This window comes from Pseudomonas sp. HN11, from assembly GCF_021390155.1.
In the GTDB taxonomy this organism is placed as follows: Bacteria; Pseudomonadota; Gammaproteobacteria; order Pseudomonadales; family Pseudomonadaceae; genus Aquipseudomonas.
In genome coordinates, this window is the sequence record NZ_CP089985.1 from 3,972,490 (window position 1) to 3,994,650 (window position 22,161).

The window sequence follows — 22,161 nt, forward strand, 5'->3', positions numbered from 1 at the left end:
TTCAGATCACCGGCTTCAACAGTACCTTGATTGACTTGGTCGAGTTGGCCAGCTCAAACGCTTCGGCGTAATCATCCAACGGGAAATCATGGGTGACGATGCCTTGGGAGGTGACCAGGCCGCGTTCAAACAGGTCGATTGCGATCGGGTAGCAGTAAGGCCCGAGGTGGGCACCGCGCACGTCCAGCTCCTTGCGATCGCCGATGATCGACCAGTCGACCGTAGTCTCGGCGCCAAACACGCTGAACTCGACAAAGCGCCCGAGCTTGCGGATCAGGTCCAGGCCCTGGGTCACGCCCGCCGGTACGCCGGTGGTCTCGATGTACACATCGCAGCCATAGTTGTCGGTGAGGCCGTTGATGATCTCGCGGGCGTTGTCCCGCGACGGGTTGATCACCACATCAGCACCGAATTTTTTTGCCAGCTCCAGACGCTCGTCGACCATGTCGATCACCACCAGTTTTTTCGGGGTTTTCAGCGCAGCGACCTGGACCATGCACAAACCAAGGGTGCCGGCACCGGCGATCACCACCACATCGTCGAGCTGGATATCGCCACGGTTGACGGTGTGGATCGAGCAGGCCATCGGCTCCACCAGCGCCGAGTCCTCCAGCGATACCGACTCAGGGATCTTGTGCACGATGGCGGTCTTGGGAATACGCATGTACTGGGCCATGCCACCTTCGGCCACTTCCCGCTGGAAGCCGAAGATGTTGTGCACTTCGCACATCCAGTATTTGCCGGATTTGCAGAAGCGGCACTTGCCGCACGGCACGATCTGCTCGGCGATCACCTTATCGCCCACCGCGACTTCGAAGTGTTCTTCGGCACCCTCGCCCGCTTCCACCACATAGCCAAAAAATTCATGCCCCGGCACCACCGGCGCCTTGACCCACGGGTTGTCACCGCCCCAGAACATCGCAGCGCCGGAGTGGCACTTGCAGTCACTGGCACAGATGCCACAGGCGGCGATGCGGATCACCAGTTCATTGGCGCGTGCCTGGGGTCTGCCGATGCGTTCCAGGCGGTAGTCTTTGGGGCCGTGGCAGACGACGGCTTGCATTTCGGTGTGCTTGTCCATGGTGTTCGGTCCTGTCTTGAGTTTATTTATGGCGCTGACGGCTGATGAAAATCGCCAGCAAAATGATCCCGCCCTTGATCACGCTTTGGACGTAGGGCGACACGCCGAGCATGTTCAATCCGTTGTTCAACACGCCGAGGAGCATGGCGCCGAGCAAGGTGCCGACGATCACGCCGCGCCCACCGGCAATCGACGCGCCGCCGAGTACCACGGCAGCAATCGCGTCCAGCTCAAACGACACACCGGCATTCGGCTGGCCGCTCATCAGCCGTGAGGTGAGTACCAGCCCGGCAATTGCCGCCGTCAGGCCGCTGATGCCGTACACCAGCAACTTGAAGCGCGCCGCACGCACGCCAGACAATCGCACCGCTTCCTCATTGCCGCCGATGGCATAGATGTAGCGGCCGATACGCGTGTGTTGCAGCAGCACATAGGCGGCGGCATACGTGATCAGCATGATCAGGATCGGCACTTCGATGCCGAACAGGCTCTGGCGACCGAAGAAGCCGAACCACTCCGGCAGCCCGGAAATCGGGTAGCCGTCGGTGTACATCAGGCCCAGGCCCCGGGCGATGCCCATGGTCGCCAGGGTGACGATGATCGGCGGCATGTGCAGGTAGGCGACGAACAGGCCGTTGCCAATGCCAAAGGCCACGCCGATCAACATGCCCGCGCCAATCGCCAGGCCGGGCGGCAGGCCCGCGACCATCAACCCGGCCGTGAGCGTGCCGGACAAGGCCATCACCGGTCCTACCGACAGATCGATGCCGCCGGTGAGGATCACGCAGGTCATGCCCACGGCGATGATCGCGTTGATCGACACCTGGCGGGCGATGTTCGACAGGTTGCTGGCGGTGAGGAAAGTGTCGCTGGCGAGGATCATCACCAGGGTCACCACCACCAGCCCCACGAACGGATAGAACGCCGGCGAGCGCACCAGCCGCGCCAGGTTCAGGCGCAACCGGCTGCTGTCGCCGGTACTAATGGACGTATTCACTTGAGCCCCCTGTTGCATGGCGCATGACCTCTTGAGGATTGACGGCAGACGCTTCGAGTACCTTGACGATGGCGCCCTTGTGGAACACGGCGACGCGGTCGCACATGCCGATGACTTCCGGCAATTCGGAGGAAATCATGATGATTGCGTAGCCTTGTTCGGTGAGGCTGCGCATCAGCGCATAAATCTGCGCCTTGGCCCCCACGTCGATGCCACGGGTAGGTTCGTCGAACACCAGCACGTCGCACTGGTGGTTGATCCAGCGGGCGATCACCACCTTTTGCTGGTTGCCGCCGCTGAGGTTGAACACCCGGCTTTCGCTGCTGGGGGCCTTGATCGACAGTTGCTTCATCAGGCCTTCGACGCTGGCGCATTCGCGGTTCTTGTCGATCAGGCCCGAGGCGTTCTGGTATTTGGGCAGGTTGTTCAGCGAGATGTTTTCGCGAATGCTGAAGTCGGTGATCAGCCCTTCGCTCTTGCGGCTTTCCGGCAGTAGGCCGATGCCGTGGGCCAGAGCCTGGGCCGGGTCGTCGAGGGTGATTTTCTCACCGCGCAGCCACACGTCTTTGCTCACCGACGGCAGCGCACCCATCATGCCCAGGGCCAGTTCGGTACGACCGGAACCGACCAGTCCGGCAAAGCCGAGGATCTCGCCCCTGTGCAGCTGAAAGCTGTTGTGCGGGCCGTTGCGCACCAGTTGGATGTCCTTGACCTCCAGCAAAAGCGGGCCGCGCTCGATGTTCGGTTTGGGTGGAAAACTGCATTCCAGGCGGCGCCCGACCATCATCTCGACCAGCCGGTCGATATCACTGTCAGCCACATCGGTAACGCCCACATTGCCGCCGTCGCGCAACACGCTGATGCGGTCGCACACCTGGAAAATCTCCTCCAGGTGATGGGAGATGAAAATCACCGCCACGCCTTGGCGCTTGAGTTCCCGCATGATGTCAAACAGCAGCTCAGCCTCGCTCGGTGTCAGCGTGGCAGTCGGTTCATCCAACACCAGCAGGCGCGCATCCAGGGCCAGGGCTTTAGCGATTTCGACAAACTGCTGCTCGGCCACGCTCAGGTGCTTGACCGCGCATTGCAGGTCGATGGTCACGCCCAGGCGCTTGAACAACGCCTCGCTGGCCTCGACCATTTCGCGCTTGCGCAGCAGGCCGAAGCGGTTGCTCAGCTCATGGCCGAGGAAGATGTTTTCCACCGCCGTGAGGTAGGGAATCAGGCTGAATTCCTGGAACACGATGCCGATGCCGGCGGCAATCGCATCGCGATAGGTCGCGAACTGCTGCGCCTGGCCGTCGATCAGGATCTGGCCTTCGTCTTGGTGCTCGACGCCGCCGAGGATCTTCATCAGCGTCGATTTGCCCGCGCCGTTTTCGCCGAGCAAGGCATGAATCTCACCGCGCTCGACTTGCAGGTTGATGGACTTGAGGGCCTGTACGCCCGGATACCGCTTACAGATGTTTTCCAACTTCAGAAGACTGCTCATACCGCCGACCTCGTATTCAGAAGGATGACCTGGGCCCCACGGTTGGCGTGGGGCCTGGGTGATTTACCAGCTGAAATCCTTGGCCTTGGCCTGATCGATCAGGGTGATGTCTACTGGAATGGTAGCCGGCACCTGCGCGCCCCACTTCTTGGCCAGGGCAATGCCCAGGGCCAGGCGGATCTGGTCGCGCGGGTATTGCGCTGAGGTGGCGATGAACTTGCTGCCGGGCTTCTGGATCGCCTTGATCGCTTCCGGCGCGCCGTCGACACTGACCAGTTTCACGTCCAGGCCACTGGCTTCGATCGCTGATAGTGCACCGAGGGAGCCGTTGTCATTCACGCTGAAAATGCCCTTGAGGGTGGGCTGGGCCTGCAACATGTTCTCGGTGACGGTCAGCGCCTGGTCGCGCTCCTGCTTGCCGTTCTGGATGCTGACAATCTTGATGTCCGGGTGCTTGGCCACGGCCTCTTTGCAACCGCGCACACGCTCCAGGATCGGCACCACGGCAATGCCGTCGAGGATGGCGATATTGCCTTTGTCGCCGATGTGCTTGGCCAGATACTCACAGGCCTGGAAGCCGGCGTCGAAGTTTTTCGAACCGACGAAGGAGTCCAGCGGGCCGTCGGCCTGGGCGTCTACCGCGACGACCACGACACCGGCGGCGTGGGCGGACTTGACCGCAGATTGCACGCCGACCGAATCCGTGGGGTTGATCAGCAGGATATCGATGCCTTTTTGCAGCATGTCTTCGACGTCGCTGACTTGCTTGGACACGTCGTGGCGGGCGTCGGTGATGATCAGTTTGGCGCCGATGGTCGCCCCGGCTTCTTCCAGGGCATTTTTCATGGTGACGAAATAGGGGTTATTGATTTCCTGGAAGGAGGCGCCGATGCGGATCGGTTTGGCAGCGTCGGCAAATGCTGGGGCAGCGGAGCCGAGGGTGATGCTTACAGCCAATAAACACAGGGTTTTCGGGAGCATTTTCATGGCGTGATTCTCTGTTTTGTTTTTATTGTTAGAGCAAATGTTATCGTTAACATTTTGCGAGAAGCTAACAAGGAAATTGGAGGGGCGCAAGGGGCCACTGGTCGGCCGCCCCCACACTGGATTGGTGTACTACGCAAAAACTCGCACAAATTCGAGTACCAACTAAGCTCATGCCCCAATAAAAAAACCACTGAGCACCCCGCCATGGTCCACCCCACCGAGACCTTTCGCGCCCGTTACCGCGCCACGGTTGCGCCCCACTACAACCCCTGGTTGCACGCCAGTTTCGTGTTCGGCTACGGCATTGTATGCATGGCCCTGGCCTGGTCATCCACGCATCAGATCAGCGCTGTGCAATGGCTCACCGTGCCCGCTACCCTGGTGTTCTTCAACCTCTGCATCTACCTCGTGCACCGCCACCTCGGCCACCACAAACACGCCTTGGCCCGGCTGTTCTACGCACGCCACACCGGCGATCATCACAGTTTCTTCACCCCCGGCCACATGACCTACGACAGCCCCCGCGACTGGCGCGTGATCCTGTTCCCAGCCTGGCTCATCGTGCTGCACAGCCTGGCTATCACCCTGCCCGCCTGGTGGTTGCTCCAACACCTGAGCCCTAACATCGCCGGGCTATTCGCCGGGTGCATGATCCTCGGGTATTTACTTTACGAAGTGTTTCACGCCTGCGAGCACTTGCCCGTAGACCACCCCGTGGCTCGCCTGCCGTGGATCCGCCAGATGCATCACTTGCACGCGCTGCATCACCGCCGTGAGCTGATGCAGGGGCGCAACTTCAACATCGTCCTCCCCCTGATGGATTACCTGTTCGGCACCCTGCATTGGGAGCCGCGCCCCCACGACAAACAGGAATCGTCATGAGTACCCGTCCGAAAAAACTGCGTCATCTGCTGTTTGTATTGTTTCTGGCGGTGGTCGCCTTTCTGCTGTTGATGCCCACAAAGGTGCAACCGGTGAACTGGACGCCACCCAAGGCACCGTCCATGAAGAGCGGCCCCTACGCCGAGAATCAGCGCCTCAAGGGCGTACAGAAAATCGGCGCCCAGGACATCGCCGGGCCCGAAGCCTTGCTGTTGGATACACAGGGTTATCTGATCAGTGGGCTACATGACGGACGCATCATCCGTACCTCGCCCGACAGCCGCAGCCTGGAAGTATTGGCCAATACCGGCGGGCGGCCGCTGGGCCTGGCGCTGCACCCGGATGGCCGCCTGATCATTGCCGATGGGATCAAGGGTTTGCTCGCGCTCGATGCAAAGCGTCAGCTGACCACCTTGAGCACCAGCGCCAACGGCGTGCCCTTCGGCTTCACCGATGACGTCACCGTGGACGCCAGCGGGCGTTATGCCTACTTCAGCGATGCCTCGAGCCACTGGGGCTATGGGCAGGACGGCGAAGCGGTGATCGAGCACGGCGGCGACGGTCGACTGTTGCGCTATGACTTCAGCAACGGCAGCACCGATGTGCTACTGGAGCAACTGCAATTCGCCAATGGCGTGGCCTTGGGGCCGGATGAAAACTTCGTGCTGGTGAATGAAACCGGCGCCTATCGCATCAGCCGTTATTGGCTCAAAGGCGAGCACGCTGGCACCCATGACCTGTTCATCGACAACCTGCCCGGCCTGCCGGACAACCTCAGCTTCAACGGCCAGGACCGTTTCTGGGTGGCACTGTACTCGCCTCGCACTGCCTTGCTGGACAGCTTTGCCGGCTACCCAATGCTGCGCAAGGTGATGGTGCGGGCGCTGATGGTGGTGCCCAAGCCCATCGAGCGCAAAGCCTTTGTGCTGGGGTTGGATACCGAGGGGAAGGTCATCGCCAACCTGCAGGATGGCAGCGCGGGGAACTACTCGCCGATCACCACCGCGCGGGAGTACGGAAACTGGCTGTACCTGGGCTCGCTGAAAAACACAAGCATGGCGCGCTTGCCGTTGTCGCTGGCATTGGCGGGCGAATGAAAAAGGGGCAGCCTCGTCAGGCTGCCCCTTCTCACTTACACCGTTGGATCAGTGGATGATGTCCTGGGTGCAGATGTGCCCGAAGGTCACGTAAGGCACACTTTCACCCCCCACACCCACACCGGGGAACTCGTCCAGCTCGATACGCCAGCCGCCGAAGTTGAAGGTAGTGGCCCAGTTGTATTTGACGCCGGTGCTGCTGTCCGGGTACTCCACACGGTAGTCGCCGAAGCAGTCACCAATAGCGGCACTGGCCTGGGACGTGCCCGCACTGTTGGTGGTGGCCTTGAAGTCGGTCCAGTGGAACTCGGCACCGTCGAAGCGTTTGTCGATACGCAGGATGGGCGTGACACCCAGCAGCGGAGCGCCAGTGGTGTCGGACCAGTTGGTGGTCCAGTTCACCGTACGAGCAGCCTGGGTCGCCATCCAGAAGACCGATGCCGGCACCCGCACGACGTTGTCACCTTTCACGTCCGACGTGTTCAGCCGAGGCGTAGAGCCCAGGCTCAACTGGTACTGCTTGGTCGGGTCCTGAACCACGGCAGGGTTGGCCCGCACACGCACCTTCACCGTGGTGCCCGGTGTGACACTCGGGTAGGTCGAGGTCGAACCGGCAGGGATGGTGACCCAATTGACCCCGTCAAAACGATCGAAAATCCATTGGTTGCGGCTGCCGTTCGCGTCACCGGCCAGGTACATGCTCACGCTTTGGCCACGCACAGCCTTGAAGTCGAAGTAATCGACATCGCTGGCGTTGTCGAGGTTACCGGTCACCTTGTTCATCGAGTCCGGCAGCACAAAGGCGGTTTGCGGCGTGTCATTGGGTTCATAGGCATCGACGTTGGTATCCACCGCCACGCCAAAGCTGAATTGCGAGCTGCTGGCGACCTTGGCGACCATGTACCAGTAGTAATCACCGGCCGGCAGCACGCCGTTGAGGTACTCGTCGGCATTGCCTGCGGCATCCGAGGAACCCACCACGCTCAGGTTGCCCTGGCCGTCGTCCTGGAACAGGGTCAGCGACATGTCGGTGCCCGCGCTCTGGTTGACCAGTTGCACCTGGACCCGCGCGTTTTCTGGCAGGTTGAAGTGATAAGCGAACTCTTCACCTTGAGCCACACCCGTGATGGTGTAGAGCGTGTTGATATCCAGGGTGGGGAACAGCGGGACGAAGGCCGCAACGGCAGCGCTCTTCAGCTCGGCCTGGCCGGGCTTTTTCAACTCACCGACCACGGTGTTGAAAGGCGCGGATTTGACGGACTGCGTGACAGCCTTGGACTGACCGGTCTTGGCTGCCTTCAGCTTTTGCTTGAGGCTGGCCGGGACATTCGCCGCGTCCAGCTTGCCGCCGGATTTCAGGGCTTTGTCCACGGCCTGCCTGACCGCTTCGACATTGAGTTTCTGAGGGTATTGCTCGGCCAGGGCAAAGGCCGAAACGAAGCAGGAGGCCGCCATGGCCGCGCCCAGCATAAAGGCTTTTTTCGATTTCATTTTTTATCCATCCATAGTTAAAAACTGAAGGTCAGGTGACATCCGGTCACCTGGGATGGAATGTAGAATATGGCTGTACATATGTACAGTATTTTTTATGGAAAAATCATTCCTATGGAATCGGGATGTCGTACCACCAGCGCCAGACGATCCACACAACGGTCCCTAAGGCCCAAATGTACCCAACGTAATAGGGCCACACCACCCAACGCTTGAGCGCCAAAGGGACAGACGCCAGTTCGGCTTCAGTCACAACACCGGCCGCCATATAGCGTTTTGAATCTGAGAAAAACGCTAGAATCAACAACATGCGATATTGCCTGTCGATCCACTGGTTTCGGCACCAGAAGCGCTTATTGTCGCGAACCCTTTCATTTTGACTGAAGTGGCTTTCCACCTCGTCAAGCTTTGTATATTCCGCAAAAATCATCAGTCCCACGATTACAAACATTCCAGCAAACAACACGATGGAGTAGATGAGAAAAAGGTCCATGGTCAGGTCCCCTCGGGCAGGAAAATCAAATCCCCATCGGCGTCCACGATCCTCCCTCCCAAAAATGAACCAAAACTGCCGAACTCATCACCTCCCACAAACCCTCCCGCTGCACCTCCGATAACGCCACAGGCGAGTTCACCTTTTCCCTTCATTCGAATGCCTAAGAACATTGTGCATGCCCGACGAGCTGCGTCTGCACCGACTTTTCCCAGAAAAGCGGCTCCTGCGACTCCACCCGCCATTCTCCCCGTCTCAACATACTTAGCCCTTCTGCATTGAGCTTCCCTTCCCGTCATACACGCCTCCTTGATCTCCAAACTCGCCACGCCTACGTCCAACGCCAATCCTATGTAAGTCCCTTTGCCCAACCACTTTGACATCAACCACGCTTCCTCGACCGAACAATTCAGGCTGTGGCTGTCGGGAACAATCACCAGTTGCCCCGGTGCCACCAAGCCGGGCCGCAGGTGCCGATTCAGCACATCAAAATGATCCGAGCGCGGGCGGCTCAGGCTGCCGCCCATCAATCGGGATTTGAGGCTTTGGTAGTCCATTGCGCGGTCGTTGATAAAGCTCTGCGCCATGCCCTACATCCAGGATGCAATTGAGATGGCGTCGGAATATAAGCAAGCGACTGCGCCCCGGACACAAGCCAAGGGTGGCTGCTTTACATTTGGGAAGCTGCCTACGCAGCGGTGAAATAGAGCCTACAAAAACAGCCTTAATACCCGGTCATTTCCAGGTAGCCCACCCCACCGTCAAACCGTACCGGCCCTTCCCAGTACGGAATGCTCAGGTTCATCCAGGCGTTCGGGTTGACGGCTTGGGTGATGATATCCAACTGTTTGCCAGGGATTTTCAGCGACCAGCGCGTGGGAATCTTGCGCCCATCAATCGTGGTGGTTTCCAACGGTGTCAGTTGGATATCAGCGTTGTGCAGCGTTTGCGTCTGGCCTTGCGCGTCGATCCAGGTGCCCGTGAGATACCCAGCGCCGTCGGCTTGCCGTACCCGAAACAACATCAACTGCTCGCCCCGGTCCAGGTGCAGGGAAAACCAGTCCCAGCCGGTCTGGCCGGCGCTCAGCGGTTGGCTGCTCCACTCGCGGTCGAGCCAGGCCGGGCCGGTGACTTTATAGACTTCGCCATCGACAGTGACGCTACCACTGGCACTGAAAAACGGCTGGCTGTAGTAGTACGACGCCTGGCCCTGGTCGGACTTGCGGCTGTAGCCGTTGTCGCCCTGCAACACCAGTGAGCGACTGGACGTCAGGTGCAGGTCATAGGCGAATTGCGCACCACTGGCCTTGAGTTGCATGTCGGCCAAGCTGCTCGCGGCGCCGGGACGGGTGACAAAGTTCCAATCGTCGATCCAGGCGTTGAACGGCTGCGCCTGGGCCCCGGCCTGGCCCACGCCGCCGCGCGCAAAGCGTTCGGCGGCAGAGTGGTGAGTGGCGGACGTCACGGCGGCGTGGCCAAGCCAGATCGTCGAATCACGCCAGCCCGCCTCGGTCGGCCCCGCCTTGAGCGCATTGCGGAACAACGTCCACTGCACGCCGAAGACATTGCCCTGCGCGTCCTTGAGGTTGGCGGTGACGTACCACCACTCGATCCGAAAGCCGGCGTGGGAGCCATGGTCTTCGGGGAAGCTGAACACCTTGCCAGGCACCACTTGGGCAAAGTCCGCCGCGTCACTGCCCAGACCGGCGAAGCTCTCCTGCGGCGCAGGGACTTTTTCGCAAGCGGCCAGTAACAAGCACGTCCACAGCAGGCACTTAATCTTCATTGGCAAATGCCCTCAACAAGTCCGCCGGACGGCTGCGATACAACTGCCACAGGGGCAACGCCGAAGCCAGCAAGGTCGCGAACATCGCCAACCCGAACAATTGAACAAGTTGCCACGGGAACACCTGCAACGGCAGGCGCCAGCCAAAGGCTTGCACGTTGATCACCGTATCCAGGCACCAGGCCAGCAGCAGGCCGAGCGGCAAGGCCAATACCAACGTGAGCACTGCCAGCAGCCAGGTCTGGCCGAGGTTGAGCAGCATCAACTGACGGCGCGTAACGCCCAGCGCCCACAGCGGTGCGAGTTGGCCAAGTCGGCTCTGGCTTTGTGTCAACAAGCTGATGAACAACGCCACACCGGCCACGCCCAACGTCAGGCTGTTCAGGGCCGCCGTGGCCGCGAAGGTGCGTTCAAATACCTGGCTGGACCAGCCTTTGAGTTGCTGTTGATCGACGATACGGCTGTCATCCAGAGCAAAGGCGCGTTGCACCTCACGCGTCAGCGGCGCCACATCCGCCGGTGACACCCGCAGGTTGAAACGCGCCGGTGACAGCGTTGGCCAGTGGGTCAACAGGTGCTTGGAATTAACCAGCATATGGCCCTTGGGGTTGCCGTAATCGGCGTAGATCCCCACCAGTTTGGGCGCCCACACGCCTTGTGGTGTGGGGATGTTCACGGTGTCGCCGAGCTGCACACCGAGCTTGCGCGCCAATTGCTCGCTAAGCATCAAGGTGTCGTCTTGGCGCAACTGGTCCCACGGTTCGCTCGTCGCTTCAAGCAACGGCCAATGCTGGCGATAGGTCGGATCGTCGACCACGCCAAACAGGTCCGCCGGCCAACCTTGCAATTGCACCGCGACCTGCCAGGTGGGCAGCACGGCTCGCACCAGTGGTTGCTGCGCCAGCCAGCGGCTGAGCTGCTGCGCCTGCGTCGGATTTTGCGGGTTGAGGTACAGCTCGGCGGTGAGACGTTGCTCCAGCCAGTTGTTGAAGGTGTGACGAAAGCCCGACGTCATGGAGCCCGCGCCGATATTAGCCGCCAAGGCCAGTAGCAACGCCATCAGCGCCAGGCTCAAGGCCGGTAATTGCTGGCGGCAGTCCGCGAGAAACCATTGGCCCAACACCGAACGGCTGCGTCCCAGCACCGCCTTGAGCAGACCATTGAGCACCACCGGCAAACCAAGGGCCGCACCGAGCAGCAACGCGGCCATCAGTACAAAGCCGGCGGCCAGACTGTCACCCAACCACAACGCCAGCACGGCGATCAGCAATGCAGTACCGGCCACCCAGCCTTGACGCCGCAACCAGCGCCCATGGGCTTCCTGCCAGGCCTGGGCATTGGCGAGCGCCAGCAAGGGTAGACGCGCCGCCCGCCAAAGGCTGCCGGCACCGGCCAGCAAGGCGCCGAGCAGGCTCACACTCAACCCCGCGCCCCACCACCACGCACTCAGGTTCAACTGACCCGACACCTCGGCGCCATACAAACCGCGCAAGCTGGCGGCCACATCCGGCAGCAACAGGCTGGCGAGCAGGTAGCCGCTGGCAACCCCCAATATGCCCCCTAACAATGAGAGCACGCCGAGTTCGACGCCCAGGCTGACAATCAACATCCGCGCACTGACGCCGCAGGCCCGCAAGTTACGCAGCAGCCCGCGTCGCTGCTCCAGGGCCAGGCCGATGGCGGCGTGCACGATAAACAGCCCCACCACAAAAGACAGGAAGCCCAGTGCGTCGAGGTTCAGGTGAAAGCTTTCGGTAAGGCGCGCAAGGTTATTGTCCTCGCCCTGCTTGAGTTGCAACCCGACGGGCGGCGTAGGCTGGCCGGCGGCGAACGTCTTGTCCACCAGCAGGCGCGACAGGCGCTCGGGCATTTCCAGCACCGGTTGGGCAAACGCGATATCAGTGAGCAACAGGCCAGGCGCCATATCCGCTTGCGCTTGCAGCGGCGGCAGGGTTTGACCATTCAGGGTGGTCGGCTGCTGACCTTCGTGCAGCCCCAAGGCGTGCAAAGTCTGCGGCGCGATCCAGGTACGCCCTGGTGGCTCGAAAAACGCCAGCATCTGTGCCCGACTCAAGCGCTGCCCCGCCACCGCGCCACTGCCGGGCAACGACACCGGGTCAATACCCATCAATTGCAGACGCACATCCTCCACCCCCTTGAGTTGCACCCGGCCCTGCACCACCGGCGACACAGGCCAACCGGCACGGCGCAATTGGGCAAATACTACTTGGGGGAAACTTGCCCCGTCCGGCGCACTGAGGCTGGCCTGGGGTTCACCGCCGATCAACTGACTGGCGCGGGCATAGCTGTCGCGTGCCTGGCTGTTGAGCGCTTGCACGCCGATGAACAGCGCGGTGGCCAGCCACAGGCCGGTGAGCACGCTGAAAAACTGTACGGGATGCCGCCCCCAGTGGCTGAGCAGCGCGCGTAAGGTCCAATAAAACACGGCCATTTCAAGCAGCGCCCGCGGGGATGACTCGACCATGATGCAACACCACTTGCCGGTCCAGGCGTGCGGCAATTCGCGGGCTATGCGTCACCATCAACAGACTGGTAGGGCTGTCGCGAAGCAGGTCCAGCAACAATTGCAGCACTTCGTCGCTGGTGGCTTCGTCAAGGTTACCGGTGGGTTCGTCAGCCAACAGCAGACCCGGCCGCGACGCCAACGCGCGCCCCACCGCCACCCGTTGCTGCTGGCCACCGGAGAGTTGTTCCGGGTAGCGCTTGAGCATGTCCGCCAGGCCCAGGCGCTCCACCAACTGTGCCTGCCACTGCGGGTCATAACGCCCCGCGAGCCGCGCCTGGAACGCCAGGTTGTCCTCGACCCGCAGACTGCCGATCAGGTTGAATTGCTGAAACACCAGCCCGATTTCCGTGCGCCGCCAATGGGCCAGTTGTGCTTCGTTGAGTTGGTCCAGACGCTGCTTGCCCACCTGAATGCTGCCGCCATCCACCCGGTCGAGCCCGGCCACCAGGTGCAATAAGGTGCTCTTGCCGCTGCCCGACTCGCCCATTAACGCCAGGCTGCTGCGCTCGCCCAAGTGCAGATCCACACCAGCCAATACCGTCAACGGCCCTTGGGGGGTGGCATAGTTCTTAATCACATTTTGCACCTGCAACATGGCAACACTCGTTTGATGGGTGGCAATCGAGAATAACGGCTGTCGCCCAACGCCACGCAAATTTTTCACATGGTTTTCACCGGCTGCCTACCCAGAGCGCTTTAAATTACCCGCCAAGCATCACTTGTCGGCAACTTGTTAGTTGCCATGCTTCACAACTTTTTACAGGCAAGATGTTCAGCGAAAAGACAGCCAGTCTGTGACAGCCTCTTGTGTCACTGCCGGAATTCGCCAATACGTTGCGCCTAACTAATACAACACTGCCAACACGACCCATGGTGAATGAAGTGGTTGACCTTATCCTGATCAAACCGCGCTCGCGATGGGCCTTTATCAAGCGCCTGCGACGGCTCTGGCTGGGGCTCCTCGTGGCGGGCTTCCTGCTTGCAGCCAGCCTGCTTTGGCACGCGTCGCCGAAAGACCTGGGCGTCGGCAACCGCCTGCTGACTTCCCATGTGCTGCCCCTCTGGCGCGACGGTGACCTGATCGTGCTGGTGCGCCACGAAGAGCGCTGTGACCGTTCGTCCAACCCATGCCTGGGTCCCGTGGAAGGCCTGACGATCAACGGCAGCCAGCAGGCCGAAACACTGGGCAAGGCATTTAAAACATTGGGCATGGACGGCAGCGACGTGCTGGCGAGCCCTGCCATCCGCACTGCCCAGACGTTGCGGTTCATGTTCGGCAAAAACGAATTGACCTCCGGCCAGCAAGCGGTGTGCGGCCCGGCCATGGGTGAAGAATTGCTCAGCCACAAGACCTCAGGGCGTAACCTGGTGTTCGTCACCCACAGCGGCTGCATCGCCGACTTCGAGGCCTCCCAGGGCTTTCCCCACGCCGCGTTTCCCAGGTATGGCAGTGCCCTGTTCGTGCAGGTATTGCCCAACGGCAAATTCAAGACCCTGGGTATCATCAACAGCCCGGATTGGCCCGCCGCGTTAAAACAACTCTAGAAACTTTCCTGTCCGTTTGTTCAGCAAAAAGACAGCCCTGATCTGGCATGTTTAGTTACGCCTTTTAACTAAGGACGTCATGACTATTTTCCGTAATTCAGTGAACGCTGTGACTGTATCTTCTATTACGCCATTACTTAAAGTCCCCACAATTAAACGTCAGGGAGCGACGTTTGCATGACTCGATTAAAACCCCTGCCGCTATTACTGCTGGCCTTTGTCGCGTTTTATCTGCTGCCTCTGGGCCTGCACGGTTTATGGATCCCGGACGAAACCCGCTACGCCCAGATCAGCCAGGAGATGCTCCAGAGCGGCAACTGGGTGGCGCCACATTTCATGGGTGTCCGCTATTTCGAGAAGCCTGCGGGCGGCTATTGGTTGATCGCCTTGGGCCAGGCGGTTTTTGGCCAGAACCTGTTCGGTGCGCGCATCGCCTCGGCACTGACCACTGGGTTGAGCGTACTGCTGGCCTACCTGATCGCCCGTCGCTTGTGGAATGACCCACGCAAAAGCTTCGCCTGCGCCCTGCTCTACCTCAGCTTCGGCCTGGTGGCCGGGCAAGCGGGCTATTCCAACCTCGATCCGCAATTCACCCTGTGGGTCAACCTGAGCCTGGTGGCCCTGTGTTTTGCACTCGACAGCGCGACACTGCGTGGCCGCCTATGGGCGTGGGCCATCGTGGGCCTGGCCTGCGCCATGGGTTTCCTGACCAAGGGCTTCCTGGCCTGGGTGCTGCCGGTACTGATTGCCGCGCCCTACATGCTCTGGCAACGACGTCTGGGAGAATTGCTGCGTTATGGCCCAGTGGCAATGGTCGTCGCGATACTGGTATGCCTACCGTGGATGCTTGCGATCCACCTTCAGGAACCGGACTTCTGGCGCTTTTTCTTCTGGAATGAACATATTCGCCGCTTCAGCGCCGACAACGCGCAACACGTGCGGCCGTGGTGGTTCTTCCTGCCGATCATCGTTGTGTCTTGCCTGCCCTGGGCGGGGCTGCTGCCCGCCACGCTGCGCAAGACCTGGCAGGAAAAGCGCCAGCCGTCGATCATCTTTCTGGCGCTGTGGCTGTTGCTGCCACTGGGGTTCTTCAGCCTGAGCAATGGCAAGCTGCCGACCTACATCATGCCGTGCCTGCTGCCCTTGGCGTTGTTGATGGGGCATACGCTGGTCGACCTGATTAATCAGCATAAAGCCCGCACAATCTGCCTCAACGGCCTGCTCAACTTCGTGATCGGCATGGTCGCCATGATCGGCCTGATCTACCTGCAAATCGCCCGGCCGCTGTACAGCAACAGCCACGCCGAGATGTTCAGCCTGTCCCTGGCGTTTATCGTGTTGCTGGTGTGGATCCTCACCAACCTGCTGCAAGCCTTCCGCCCGCTGGCGCTGTGGGCGATGCCAACGCTGGGCATCGGCCTGCTGGTCATCCTGCTGCCGGCGAGCATGCCGGCGTGGATCGCGGATAACGAAATGCCCGATCAGTTTGTGCTCGACCACCTGGAAGAGTTGCAGCAGACCCAAGCGCTGCTGAGCAATGAACTGGGCAGCGCCAGCGCCCTGGCCTGGCGGCTGAAACGTCCGGAAGTGGCGCTGTATGACACCGAGGGCGAGTTGCGCTATGGCTTGCAGTACGCGGGCTCGGCGCATCGCAAAGTGGAGTTGGAAGAGGTACAGGCTTGGCTCAAGGAGAAGCGCCAACTCGGCTCGGTCGGCGTACTGATGCGCGTCAACAGCACCAGTGAAATGCGCGAGGCCGGGCAACTGCCGCCTGGGGGCAAACGCTACTACAAGGGGTCCCTTGAACTGATCATCTATGCGGCGAGCAATGCGGGAACCAACGCGACCCAACGTGAATAAGTCCGCTTCATCCTTTCGACAGGCTGGCGGCGTGGATAAACGCTTCATCCAGGCTGTCGGCACCGTACGCCGCCATAAAGCTGCACGCGTCAGTGAAACGGTTGAATCGTCTTTGACTCAGCATATAAAAGTCATCGCAATGCGCGACGACTTCATCGACGTTGTGTGATGAAACCAGCACCGCAACACCCTCTGCCGCTGCCCCCTCCAGACAACGCCAGATGTGATAACGAAACTCGGGATCCACACCCGCCGTGGGTTCATCCAGTATCACCAGGTCCGCGTTGGCGCAGAGCAGGGACAACGTAAAAAACCAACGCTTTTCCCCATAGCTGCAAAGGGCGGATTTTTTGTTCCAGATCTCGCAGTAACGCTCTGCGATGCCGGGGCTCCATTTTTCGATTTTATCGAGTGCATGTTGTTGAGTGACCTGGGTGTCGGAGCAAAACAACATGGCCATTTTGAAGATGTCGAACATGCGAAATACCGGCGGCGTACTGATGACCTGCGACAGGTACAGCAGCTTGGAGAAGGAGTTGTTTATCTCACCACCCTCCGTTTTTTTCAGGCCGCACAGCACATCAAAAAACGTGGTTTTGCCGGAGCCGTTTGGGCCGAGAAGGCCTGATATGGAGCCGGCAACGACTGTCAGAGAAGCCTTATGAAATACGATATGAGTTCCATATCTGACATCAAGAGAGTCTACGAGAAGCCTCGCCATCAATAACGACTCCAAACAGGATTAATCAATAAAAAACGACACATCACTAAGAACAAAAATAGAAGTGAAACGATAACAAACAAGAAAACCAACCCGCACTCCACCACGCCGCCCAACATAATCCTATTCGCCCACCACATCGGGTTAAAAAAACTAACTGCAGCTAATGTGGGACTGACTGGACTACTACTGATGATCCCAAGAGCCAACATCGTAAGGGACAAAATGGAAAATAGGGTACTCGCATTTTGAAAGCCTAGCGGGATCAGTGTCAGCAACAGTGCGGGTATAGAGAAAACAAGAAAACAAACATAAAATCGCCCTACAATTACGAGATACTCCGCAATATCAAGCCCCCCTGTAAAAACGCGGGTGAGTATATAAAAAACGGAGCAGTACAATATTGAAACGACTGAATATGCAGAAAACTGCCCAAGCAAGAAGATCACCTTCGTACGATCCGTATAAACAAAAGACCGCAGAAAACCACTTTCCCTACGACCGACTATGTAAAATGCCAGCCCAAACAGCGCTACATTTGAAGACACGAATGCGTAAAACCAGGAAGTGCTCGAAAGATAATCCACTGCACCACCACTCAGAGGCGTGCGCGCGTATGTAATCAAATAATAGGTAACCGCTGGCGACACTACTGTCCAAAACAACGCAACCGGCTCTCTGAGTTGTTCCTTTATGAATAATACCGCTAGCAAGGCCGGCCTTGACACGAAATAGAAATCCATTATTCACCTCATGGAAACGGGACCATAACGCCTAGCCGAGCGCTAAGCACCGACGACTCAAAATCTTTGGAATACTTATTGATCAGATTAAAATGCTTCGAGTTATTCATATGAAGAAACAGGTCAGGAGAGACAAATTTAACAAAGACTCCCGCCACCCCATCAACCTCTTCAAACTTTGAGTAAAAATAGCCAGAGACATCTAACTTTTTCAGCACTGACAAAAATTCAGGCAATGTAAAATCCTGTAGAGACCTTACCCCTCCACACTCTTGCACATTGACAATATCTTGATAGGTCTCATAAGCGTTGCAACTTAAAAAATAACGTATATATGAGTCCTCAAGCTTCGCCTCATCAGAGTCGGTTGCCTTGAACAAATTCATGAAGCGAAATGTCTGCCACAGTTCAAGCAAAGACTTTTCCAAAGCAATAGTCATATTCGAAGAATAGGCCATACCAGCGCAATAATTCACATGGCGATCAACTTTTCTCTGCCCATAAACAACCAATACGCAACACCCTGGAAACCTCGTATCAGATATATCTAAAAAAGTCACATCCCCCGACATGGACAGAGCATCATATAAGTGCCTTACTTCTCGACGCATCAATAACTCCCTCACCTGTTTAGAAGGAATCTGCGAACGACACATTTTCGTTAACCAGAATCTAATTAGAAATTGGCGCTCAAGGTATTCTTTTATCGCCCCTAGAAAGGCTATATCTGGGCCCCAGTGGAAACTGCACCCACAGGTGTCACGCAAAGGGTAGAGCCAGTTATCATCGCCGACGCTATGGGACGAGAGCGAAATACAGGCAGTTGGAATAAAACACGCAGAGAAGTCAGAGGCCCTGAGTACTTGACTTAAAGCGAACCTGTGCTCACCAACCTCTGCAAGAGAGGTCTTCTTATTCGCAGTCTGAGTAAATGCTTCCGCAAAACCACGAGCTTCACTTTCTGATAAATATTTACTAAGACAACCGCGTTCTTTTGCCACAACTTCCCTGTAAAAATGACGGCGTTCGAAATACTCACCTGTAGCAGTTTTTATCGAATGCGAACCTCCTCCGACACCAGATCCATTAACTGAAAGGAAATCCGATATTTCTACCGAGCAGGGCAGACCGAGTACGCCCGCAGGCTGAAAGAGGATAACTCCGGGCAAATCCGGATTATGCATACCATTAATAAGCTTCATACTGCTTACCTATAAAATGAACGCACATTGGTAAAAACAGAGCAGGGTTAATTCCCAAAACCTTACACAGCATCAGATCCGTATAAGCAGACCATAGCCGACATGACAGACCCAGCGACTTGGCTTGCAGCTCGACAAGCATGTAAATTGAACCAATCTCCATGAGGGCCATTCGATACGCACGATATCGATATTTGAAGAGATTTTTAGGCATATAGACTGCGTAGACTATTGCCAAGCCGGGCGATCCAATTTTATTAGAAGAGAACAGCAGTGCCGCTTTGAGCTCCTCCACCTCAATTTTAATCTGCATCACCTCAAATTTTCGGGACTTCGGAAGCAAATGGAGTACTTTCCCTGGACAAGGCCAACTAGGGTTATCATCAATCATCGAGCAGAGAAAAACTTCAACCGGGTACAGTGCACCACCACTCGGATATCCTCTTTTGCAGGAGTCCATATTCCTCGATAGTAATGGACATATCAAATTTTCCACATCTGAAAACTCTAATAAGAGAGGTGAAAAATACTCACACGACTCATTCCTGTACAATGTTTTTTCTCTGTCCTTCTGGGATATATTTATCTCCAGCGTCAGATCCATATCGGGATAAAGGGCCAATTCATTCCCCGTCAGTTTCTCAAGACTTTTCTCATCCAATCGATGGAGAATTGTGCGGCCTTTAGTAGCCCCATGAAATGTAAAATTACCTTTATTATGAAATTCAAGCACCTCATCGTAAACTGATGACTCTACAAATCTAAGATAGTAATCATGCGGAATATTTTTCATTCACTCGCCCTCAAACAATCACACATATACCAGTGCGAATTAGACTCTTCTGAAACTTGCCCATCCATCAGTTGAAGATATGAGCTATGCAGAATGTCATCCTGATATTTATACATATCACTATGCTCCGTGAAAATTTTTACCTTTTTGATAACTGCACCAACAATGGTCATTTCCTGATACAGACTGAGCACCTTAGCTGGCACACCGACATGTTTATTTTTACAAAACGCCAAAATACTGGCCCAATTATTCTTTGCAGTCCTAACCGACTGATTATGAATAAGCCTGTCAACGCTACAAAAATGGCACGGATTACCTATTTCTGCGATATAAGGCTGACCGACGCAAAAAACATTGCCCATTTGCCAACAGACGCTAATGGCGCTTTTAGGGGATGCACGTGCGAGATCAAAATACAATTTTTTAACATACTCATAATCATACACATAGCACAGCAGCACGATGAAGCATTTAAGATCTCGGACCAACTCAACCAACTCACTTGAAAACGACTTAAACTCTAAACAAGTAGACACTTCACTCCTGAATAGGCTTTCAACATCAACCCGACCTGCCCAATCATGAACAACTATCGTTTTCTCAAAATATATGTCCTCAACAGACTTTAGAGGAATTACTCTTTCCAAGAATGCAAAAGCATCACTTTGATTCAATCCATTTTCCGCTAACACCTCATCCAACTCGGCTTTCGTCATCGACTTCGATAGCTTCAGTTCCCGAAGAGCGTTTAACAACGACTGAGAACGAATTTTCGAAATTCCGAGATCGGAAATTAGAAGACTCTCCGTTTCAAAGTTCAAAATCTCATAATTGGGTATGATTATATTCATTGCACGATCTCCTACAGAGGTTTTCTGAAAATCCAGAAAACCTCATTAGGTGAGTGAATAGTGAATTTACTCAACCGCCGATGGAGGCTCCATTATCGAATTATGGCAGCCCCCGCTTCCCCCATTACAACCGCCGCCGCCACCACATCCTCCGCTGCCACCGCACCCACCTTGACTCCCCGACGCTCCGGCATTACCTGCGTAAGGGTTGAATCCTTCCTCACTTTCGAAACTAAAAACGAACTCTCCAAACTCTTCGTCGTTCATCTCAAACCTCCAGTTCCGTGCATGTATAGACTTTAGGTTGCTCACCATCGAGCAACGAAACCAATCTAGGCCGGCGGGAGAATATCGCAACAAAAATAAAAATTTTACGTAGGAAATATAACTACTATCTTTCGGACATTTCACTCACAAACTTAGGAAATTCAACAATTACCTAGAAGACCAGAAATACCGCCAACCCCGCATCAACAAATCAATCCATGTAAATTTAATAAGTTAGGAATTATCGAACCTTTAGAAAAAACCAATGCGAATGCAGGCATTTTTTGCAAAACAAAACTTATTCCTACAGACTCGCAGAGAAAATCCGACAAGTGGCACTGCTTAGTTCTGAGGATGTGCGAACAGAGGAGGCCAAACGCGCATTGTGCAATATCAATTGTGGTCGTGCCTTGGCGTGTGCGGGCAACGACCACCGGATAATCACTACCCAGCCGGATAATGGCGAACGGTGGTCTCACAAGCGTGGGGATGAAAGCGTGGTGTTTGTACCAGAGCGTCAATAGACAGAGATTTCACTTCTTCAACATGTCGATCTTCTCCCGTATTTCCTCATCAATTAGCCCGCGAAGCCTTTCAAACAAGGTGGGTCAGGCATGTCGAGCCCCTCGAGAGGCGACGTGGCGGGTCAGTGTGATGGAGGTGCGCCCACGCCTGCAAATCAGCTCTGCGGATTGATCCCACTCTTGCGCGGCACATCGGCCTCGTCCGTGCCCGCTCGCAAACCTGCCACCTGCGCCTGCACCGCCCGCCCCTCCGCTCGATTGCGGATAAATCCGACACGGGTAAATCGCTCCAGAAACGGTACCGGCAAGGCCTTGTCCGATGTCACCGCCGGTTGCTCAGCCACATCCCCGAACAAGGTATACGCGGCACTTGGTAGGTGTCGCGTATTGAGGTCGCTGGTCAGCCGTCCTTCCTGCAACGCGATCGCGCGGTTGGTGACCCGTTGCAGGTCGGACAGGCGCTGGGAGATGTAGAGGATGGCCACGCCCCGTGCGCGCTGGCTGTCGATCAGGCCGAGCAGGCGTTCGGCGTCGTTTTCGGACAGGGCGGCGGTGGGTTCGTCGAGGATCACCAGCCGGGGTTGCTGGGTGAAGGCACGAACCAGTACCAGCAGTTGGCGATCCGCCTGGCCGAGGCGTTCGACCGGGTGTTGCAGCGGCAACTCCAGGCCCAGCCCGGCGACGGAGGGTTATCAGCAGTTTGATGAATGCTTTCAGCATGGCTACCACGCAGGCCTATGGGGACTGCCGTTGCCTGTTTGAGCGGTGGGATCGATGGTTAGTCTGCGGTCCGTCACTGCCAATTCAGTGATCGGGCTT

Annotated in this window: 19 protein-coding genes and 1 pseudogene; 4 read left to right on the forward strand and 16 right to left on the reverse strand. The window is 57.0% G+C overall.

Annotated features, from left to right (window positions below; all coding sequences use genetic code 11):
• Position 1: 1 nt before the first annotated feature.
• From LVW35_RS17945 to LVW35_RS17960, 4 genes are all read right to left on the reverse strand, one after another.
• Positions 2 to 1,081 (reverse strand): alcohol dehydrogenase catalytic domain-containing protein, encoded by a 1,080-nt coding sequence (locus tag LVW35_RS17945; RefSeq protein ID WP_233891375.1) that lies wholly within the window; start codon positions 1,079 to 1,081, stop codon positions 2 to 4.
• 22 nt (positions 1,082 to 1,103) lie between these two features.
• Positions 1,104 to 2,096, reverse strand: coding sequence for an ABC transporter permease (locus tag LVW35_RS17950; RefSeq protein ID WP_233891376.1), 993 nt, complete (start codon positions 2,094 to 2,096; stop codon positions 1,104 to 1,106).
• Positions 2,062 to 3,570 carry a sugar ABC transporter ATP-binding protein gene (locus LVW35_RS17955; RefSeq protein WP_233891377.1) on the reverse strand — a complete coding sequence of 503 codons (1,509 nt, stop codon included), beginning with the start codon at positions 3,568 to 3,570 and terminating at the stop codon, positions 2,062 to 2,064. Before LVW35_RS17955 ends, LVW35_RS17950 begins: the two co-directional genes overlap by 35 nt.
• A gap of 63 nt (positions 3,571 to 3,633) precedes the next feature.
• Positions 3,634 to 4,557 (reverse strand): substrate-binding domain-containing protein, encoded by a 924-nt coding sequence (locus tag LVW35_RS17960; protein ID WP_233891378.1) that lies wholly within the window; start codon positions 4,555 to 4,557, stop codon positions 3,634 to 3,636.
• 204 nt (positions 4,558 to 4,761) lie between these two features.
• On the opposite strand from LVW35_RS17960, the gene LVW35_RS17965 reads away from it, so the two are divergent.
• On the forward strand, positions 4,762 to 5,439 hold the full coding sequence (locus LVW35_RS17965) for a sterol desaturase family protein (protein WP_233891379.1): 678 nt from the start codon (positions 4,762 to 4,764) through the stop codon (positions 5,437 to 5,439).
• Complete coding sequence (locus LVW35_RS17970; RefSeq protein ID WP_233891380.1) at positions 5,436 to 6,536, forward strand: SMP-30/gluconolactonase/LRE family protein; 1,101 nt, start codon at positions 5,436 to 5,438, stop codon at positions 6,534 to 6,536. Before LVW35_RS17965 ends, LVW35_RS17970 begins: the two co-directional genes overlap by 4 nt.
• A 48-nt stretch (positions 6,537 to 6,584) precedes the next feature.
• On the opposite strand, the gene LVW35_RS17975 is transcribed toward LVW35_RS17970, so the two are convergent.
• The 6 genes from LVW35_RS17975 to LVW35_RS18000 form a co-directional block, all read right to left on the reverse strand.
• Complete coding sequence (locus LVW35_RS17975; protein WP_233891381.1) at positions 6,585 to 8,027, reverse strand: PPC domain-containing protein; 1,443 nt, start codon at positions 8,025 to 8,027, stop codon at positions 6,585 to 6,587.
• Between the two features lie 112 nt (positions 8,028 to 8,139).
• Positions 8,140 to 8,520 (reverse strand): hypothetical protein, encoded by a 381-nt coding sequence (locus LVW35_RS17980; RefSeq protein ID WP_177075407.1) that lies wholly within the window; start codon positions 8,518 to 8,520, stop codon positions 8,140 to 8,142.
• A gap of 2 nt (positions 8,521 to 8,522) precedes the next feature.
• Positions 8,523 to 9,107, reverse strand: coding sequence for a hypothetical protein (locus LVW35_RS17985; RefSeq protein WP_233891382.1), 585 nt, complete (start codon positions 9,105 to 9,107; stop codon positions 8,523 to 8,525).
• A gap of 137 nt (positions 9,108 to 9,244) precedes the next feature.
• A complete protein-coding gene (locus tag LVW35_RS17990) occupies positions 9,245 to 10,306 on the reverse strand; it encodes a lipocalin-like domain-containing protein (RefSeq protein ID WP_233891383.1) in 1,062 nt (353 codons plus the stop codon).
• Positions 10,296 to 12,758 carry an ABC transporter permease gene (locus tag LVW35_RS17995; protein ID WP_233896510.1) on the reverse strand — a complete coding sequence of 821 codons (2,463 nt, stop codon included), beginning with the start codon at positions 12,756 to 12,758 and terminating at the stop codon, positions 10,296 to 10,298. Before LVW35_RS17995 ends, LVW35_RS17990 begins: the two co-directional genes overlap by 11 nt.
• A 1-nt stretch (position 12,759) precedes the next feature.
• Entirely contained in the window at positions 12,760 to 13,428 is a 669-nt protein-coding gene (locus tag LVW35_RS18000) for an ABC transporter ATP-binding protein (RefSeq protein WP_233891384.1), read from the reverse strand.
• 275 nt (positions 13,429 to 13,703) lie between these two features.
• Here LVW35_RS18000 and LVW35_RS18005 point away from each other — a divergent pair, with 275 nt between their 5' ends.
• Positions 13,704 to 14,378 (forward strand): histidine phosphatase family protein, encoded by a 675-nt coding sequence (locus tag LVW35_RS18005; protein ID WP_233891385.1) that lies wholly within the window; start codon positions 13,704 to 13,706, stop codon positions 14,376 to 14,378.
• 177 nt (positions 14,379 to 14,555) lie between these two features.
• Entirely contained in the window at positions 14,556 to 16,238 is a 1,683-nt protein-coding gene (gene arnT / locus LVW35_RS18010) for a lipid IV(A) 4-amino-4-deoxy-L-arabinosyltransferase (protein ID WP_233891386.1), read from the forward strand.
• A 7-nt stretch (positions 16,239 to 16,245) separates the two neighbouring features.
• Here the strand turns inward: arnT and LVW35_RS18015 are convergent, their stop codons facing one another.
• From LVW35_RS18015 to LVW35_RS18040, 6 genes and pseudogenes are all read right to left on the reverse strand, one after another.
• Positions 16,246 to 16,959 (reverse strand): AAA family ATPase, encoded by a 714-nt coding sequence (locus LVW35_RS18015; protein WP_233891387.1) that lies wholly within the window; start codon positions 16,957 to 16,959, stop codon positions 16,246 to 16,248.
• Positions 16,959 to 17,702, reverse strand: coding sequence for an ABC transporter permease (locus LVW35_RS18020; protein ID WP_233891388.1), 744 nt, complete (start codon positions 17,700 to 17,702; stop codon positions 16,959 to 16,961). Before LVW35_RS18020 ends, LVW35_RS18015 begins: the two co-directional genes overlap by 1 nt.
• 8 nt (positions 17,703 to 17,710) lie before the next feature.
• Entirely contained in the window at positions 17,711 to 18,904 is a 1,194-nt protein-coding gene (locus LVW35_RS18025; RefSeq protein ID WP_233891389.1) for a YcaO-like family protein, read from the reverse strand.
• Positions 18,891 to 19,697, reverse strand: a complete 807-nt coding sequence (locus tag LVW35_RS18030) for a SagB/ThcOx family dehydrogenase (protein ID WP_233891390.1) — start codon at positions 19,695 to 19,697, stop codon at positions 18,891 to 18,893. The genes LVW35_RS18025 and LVW35_RS18030 overlap by 14 nt, the downstream gene beginning before the upstream one ends.
• On the reverse strand, positions 19,694 to 20,551 hold the full coding sequence (locus LVW35_RS18035) for an McbB family protein (protein WP_233891391.1): 858 nt from the start codon (positions 20,549 to 20,551) through the stop codon (positions 19,694 to 19,696). The genes LVW35_RS18030 and LVW35_RS18035 overlap by 4 nt, the downstream gene beginning before the upstream one ends.
• 946 nt (positions 20,552 to 21,497) lie before the next feature.
• Positions 21,498 to 22,022: pseudogene (locus LVW35_RS18040) on the reverse strand (sugar ABC transporter ATP-binding protein); the annotation flags it as partial.
• Positions 22,023 to 22,161 lie beyond the last annotated feature (139 nt).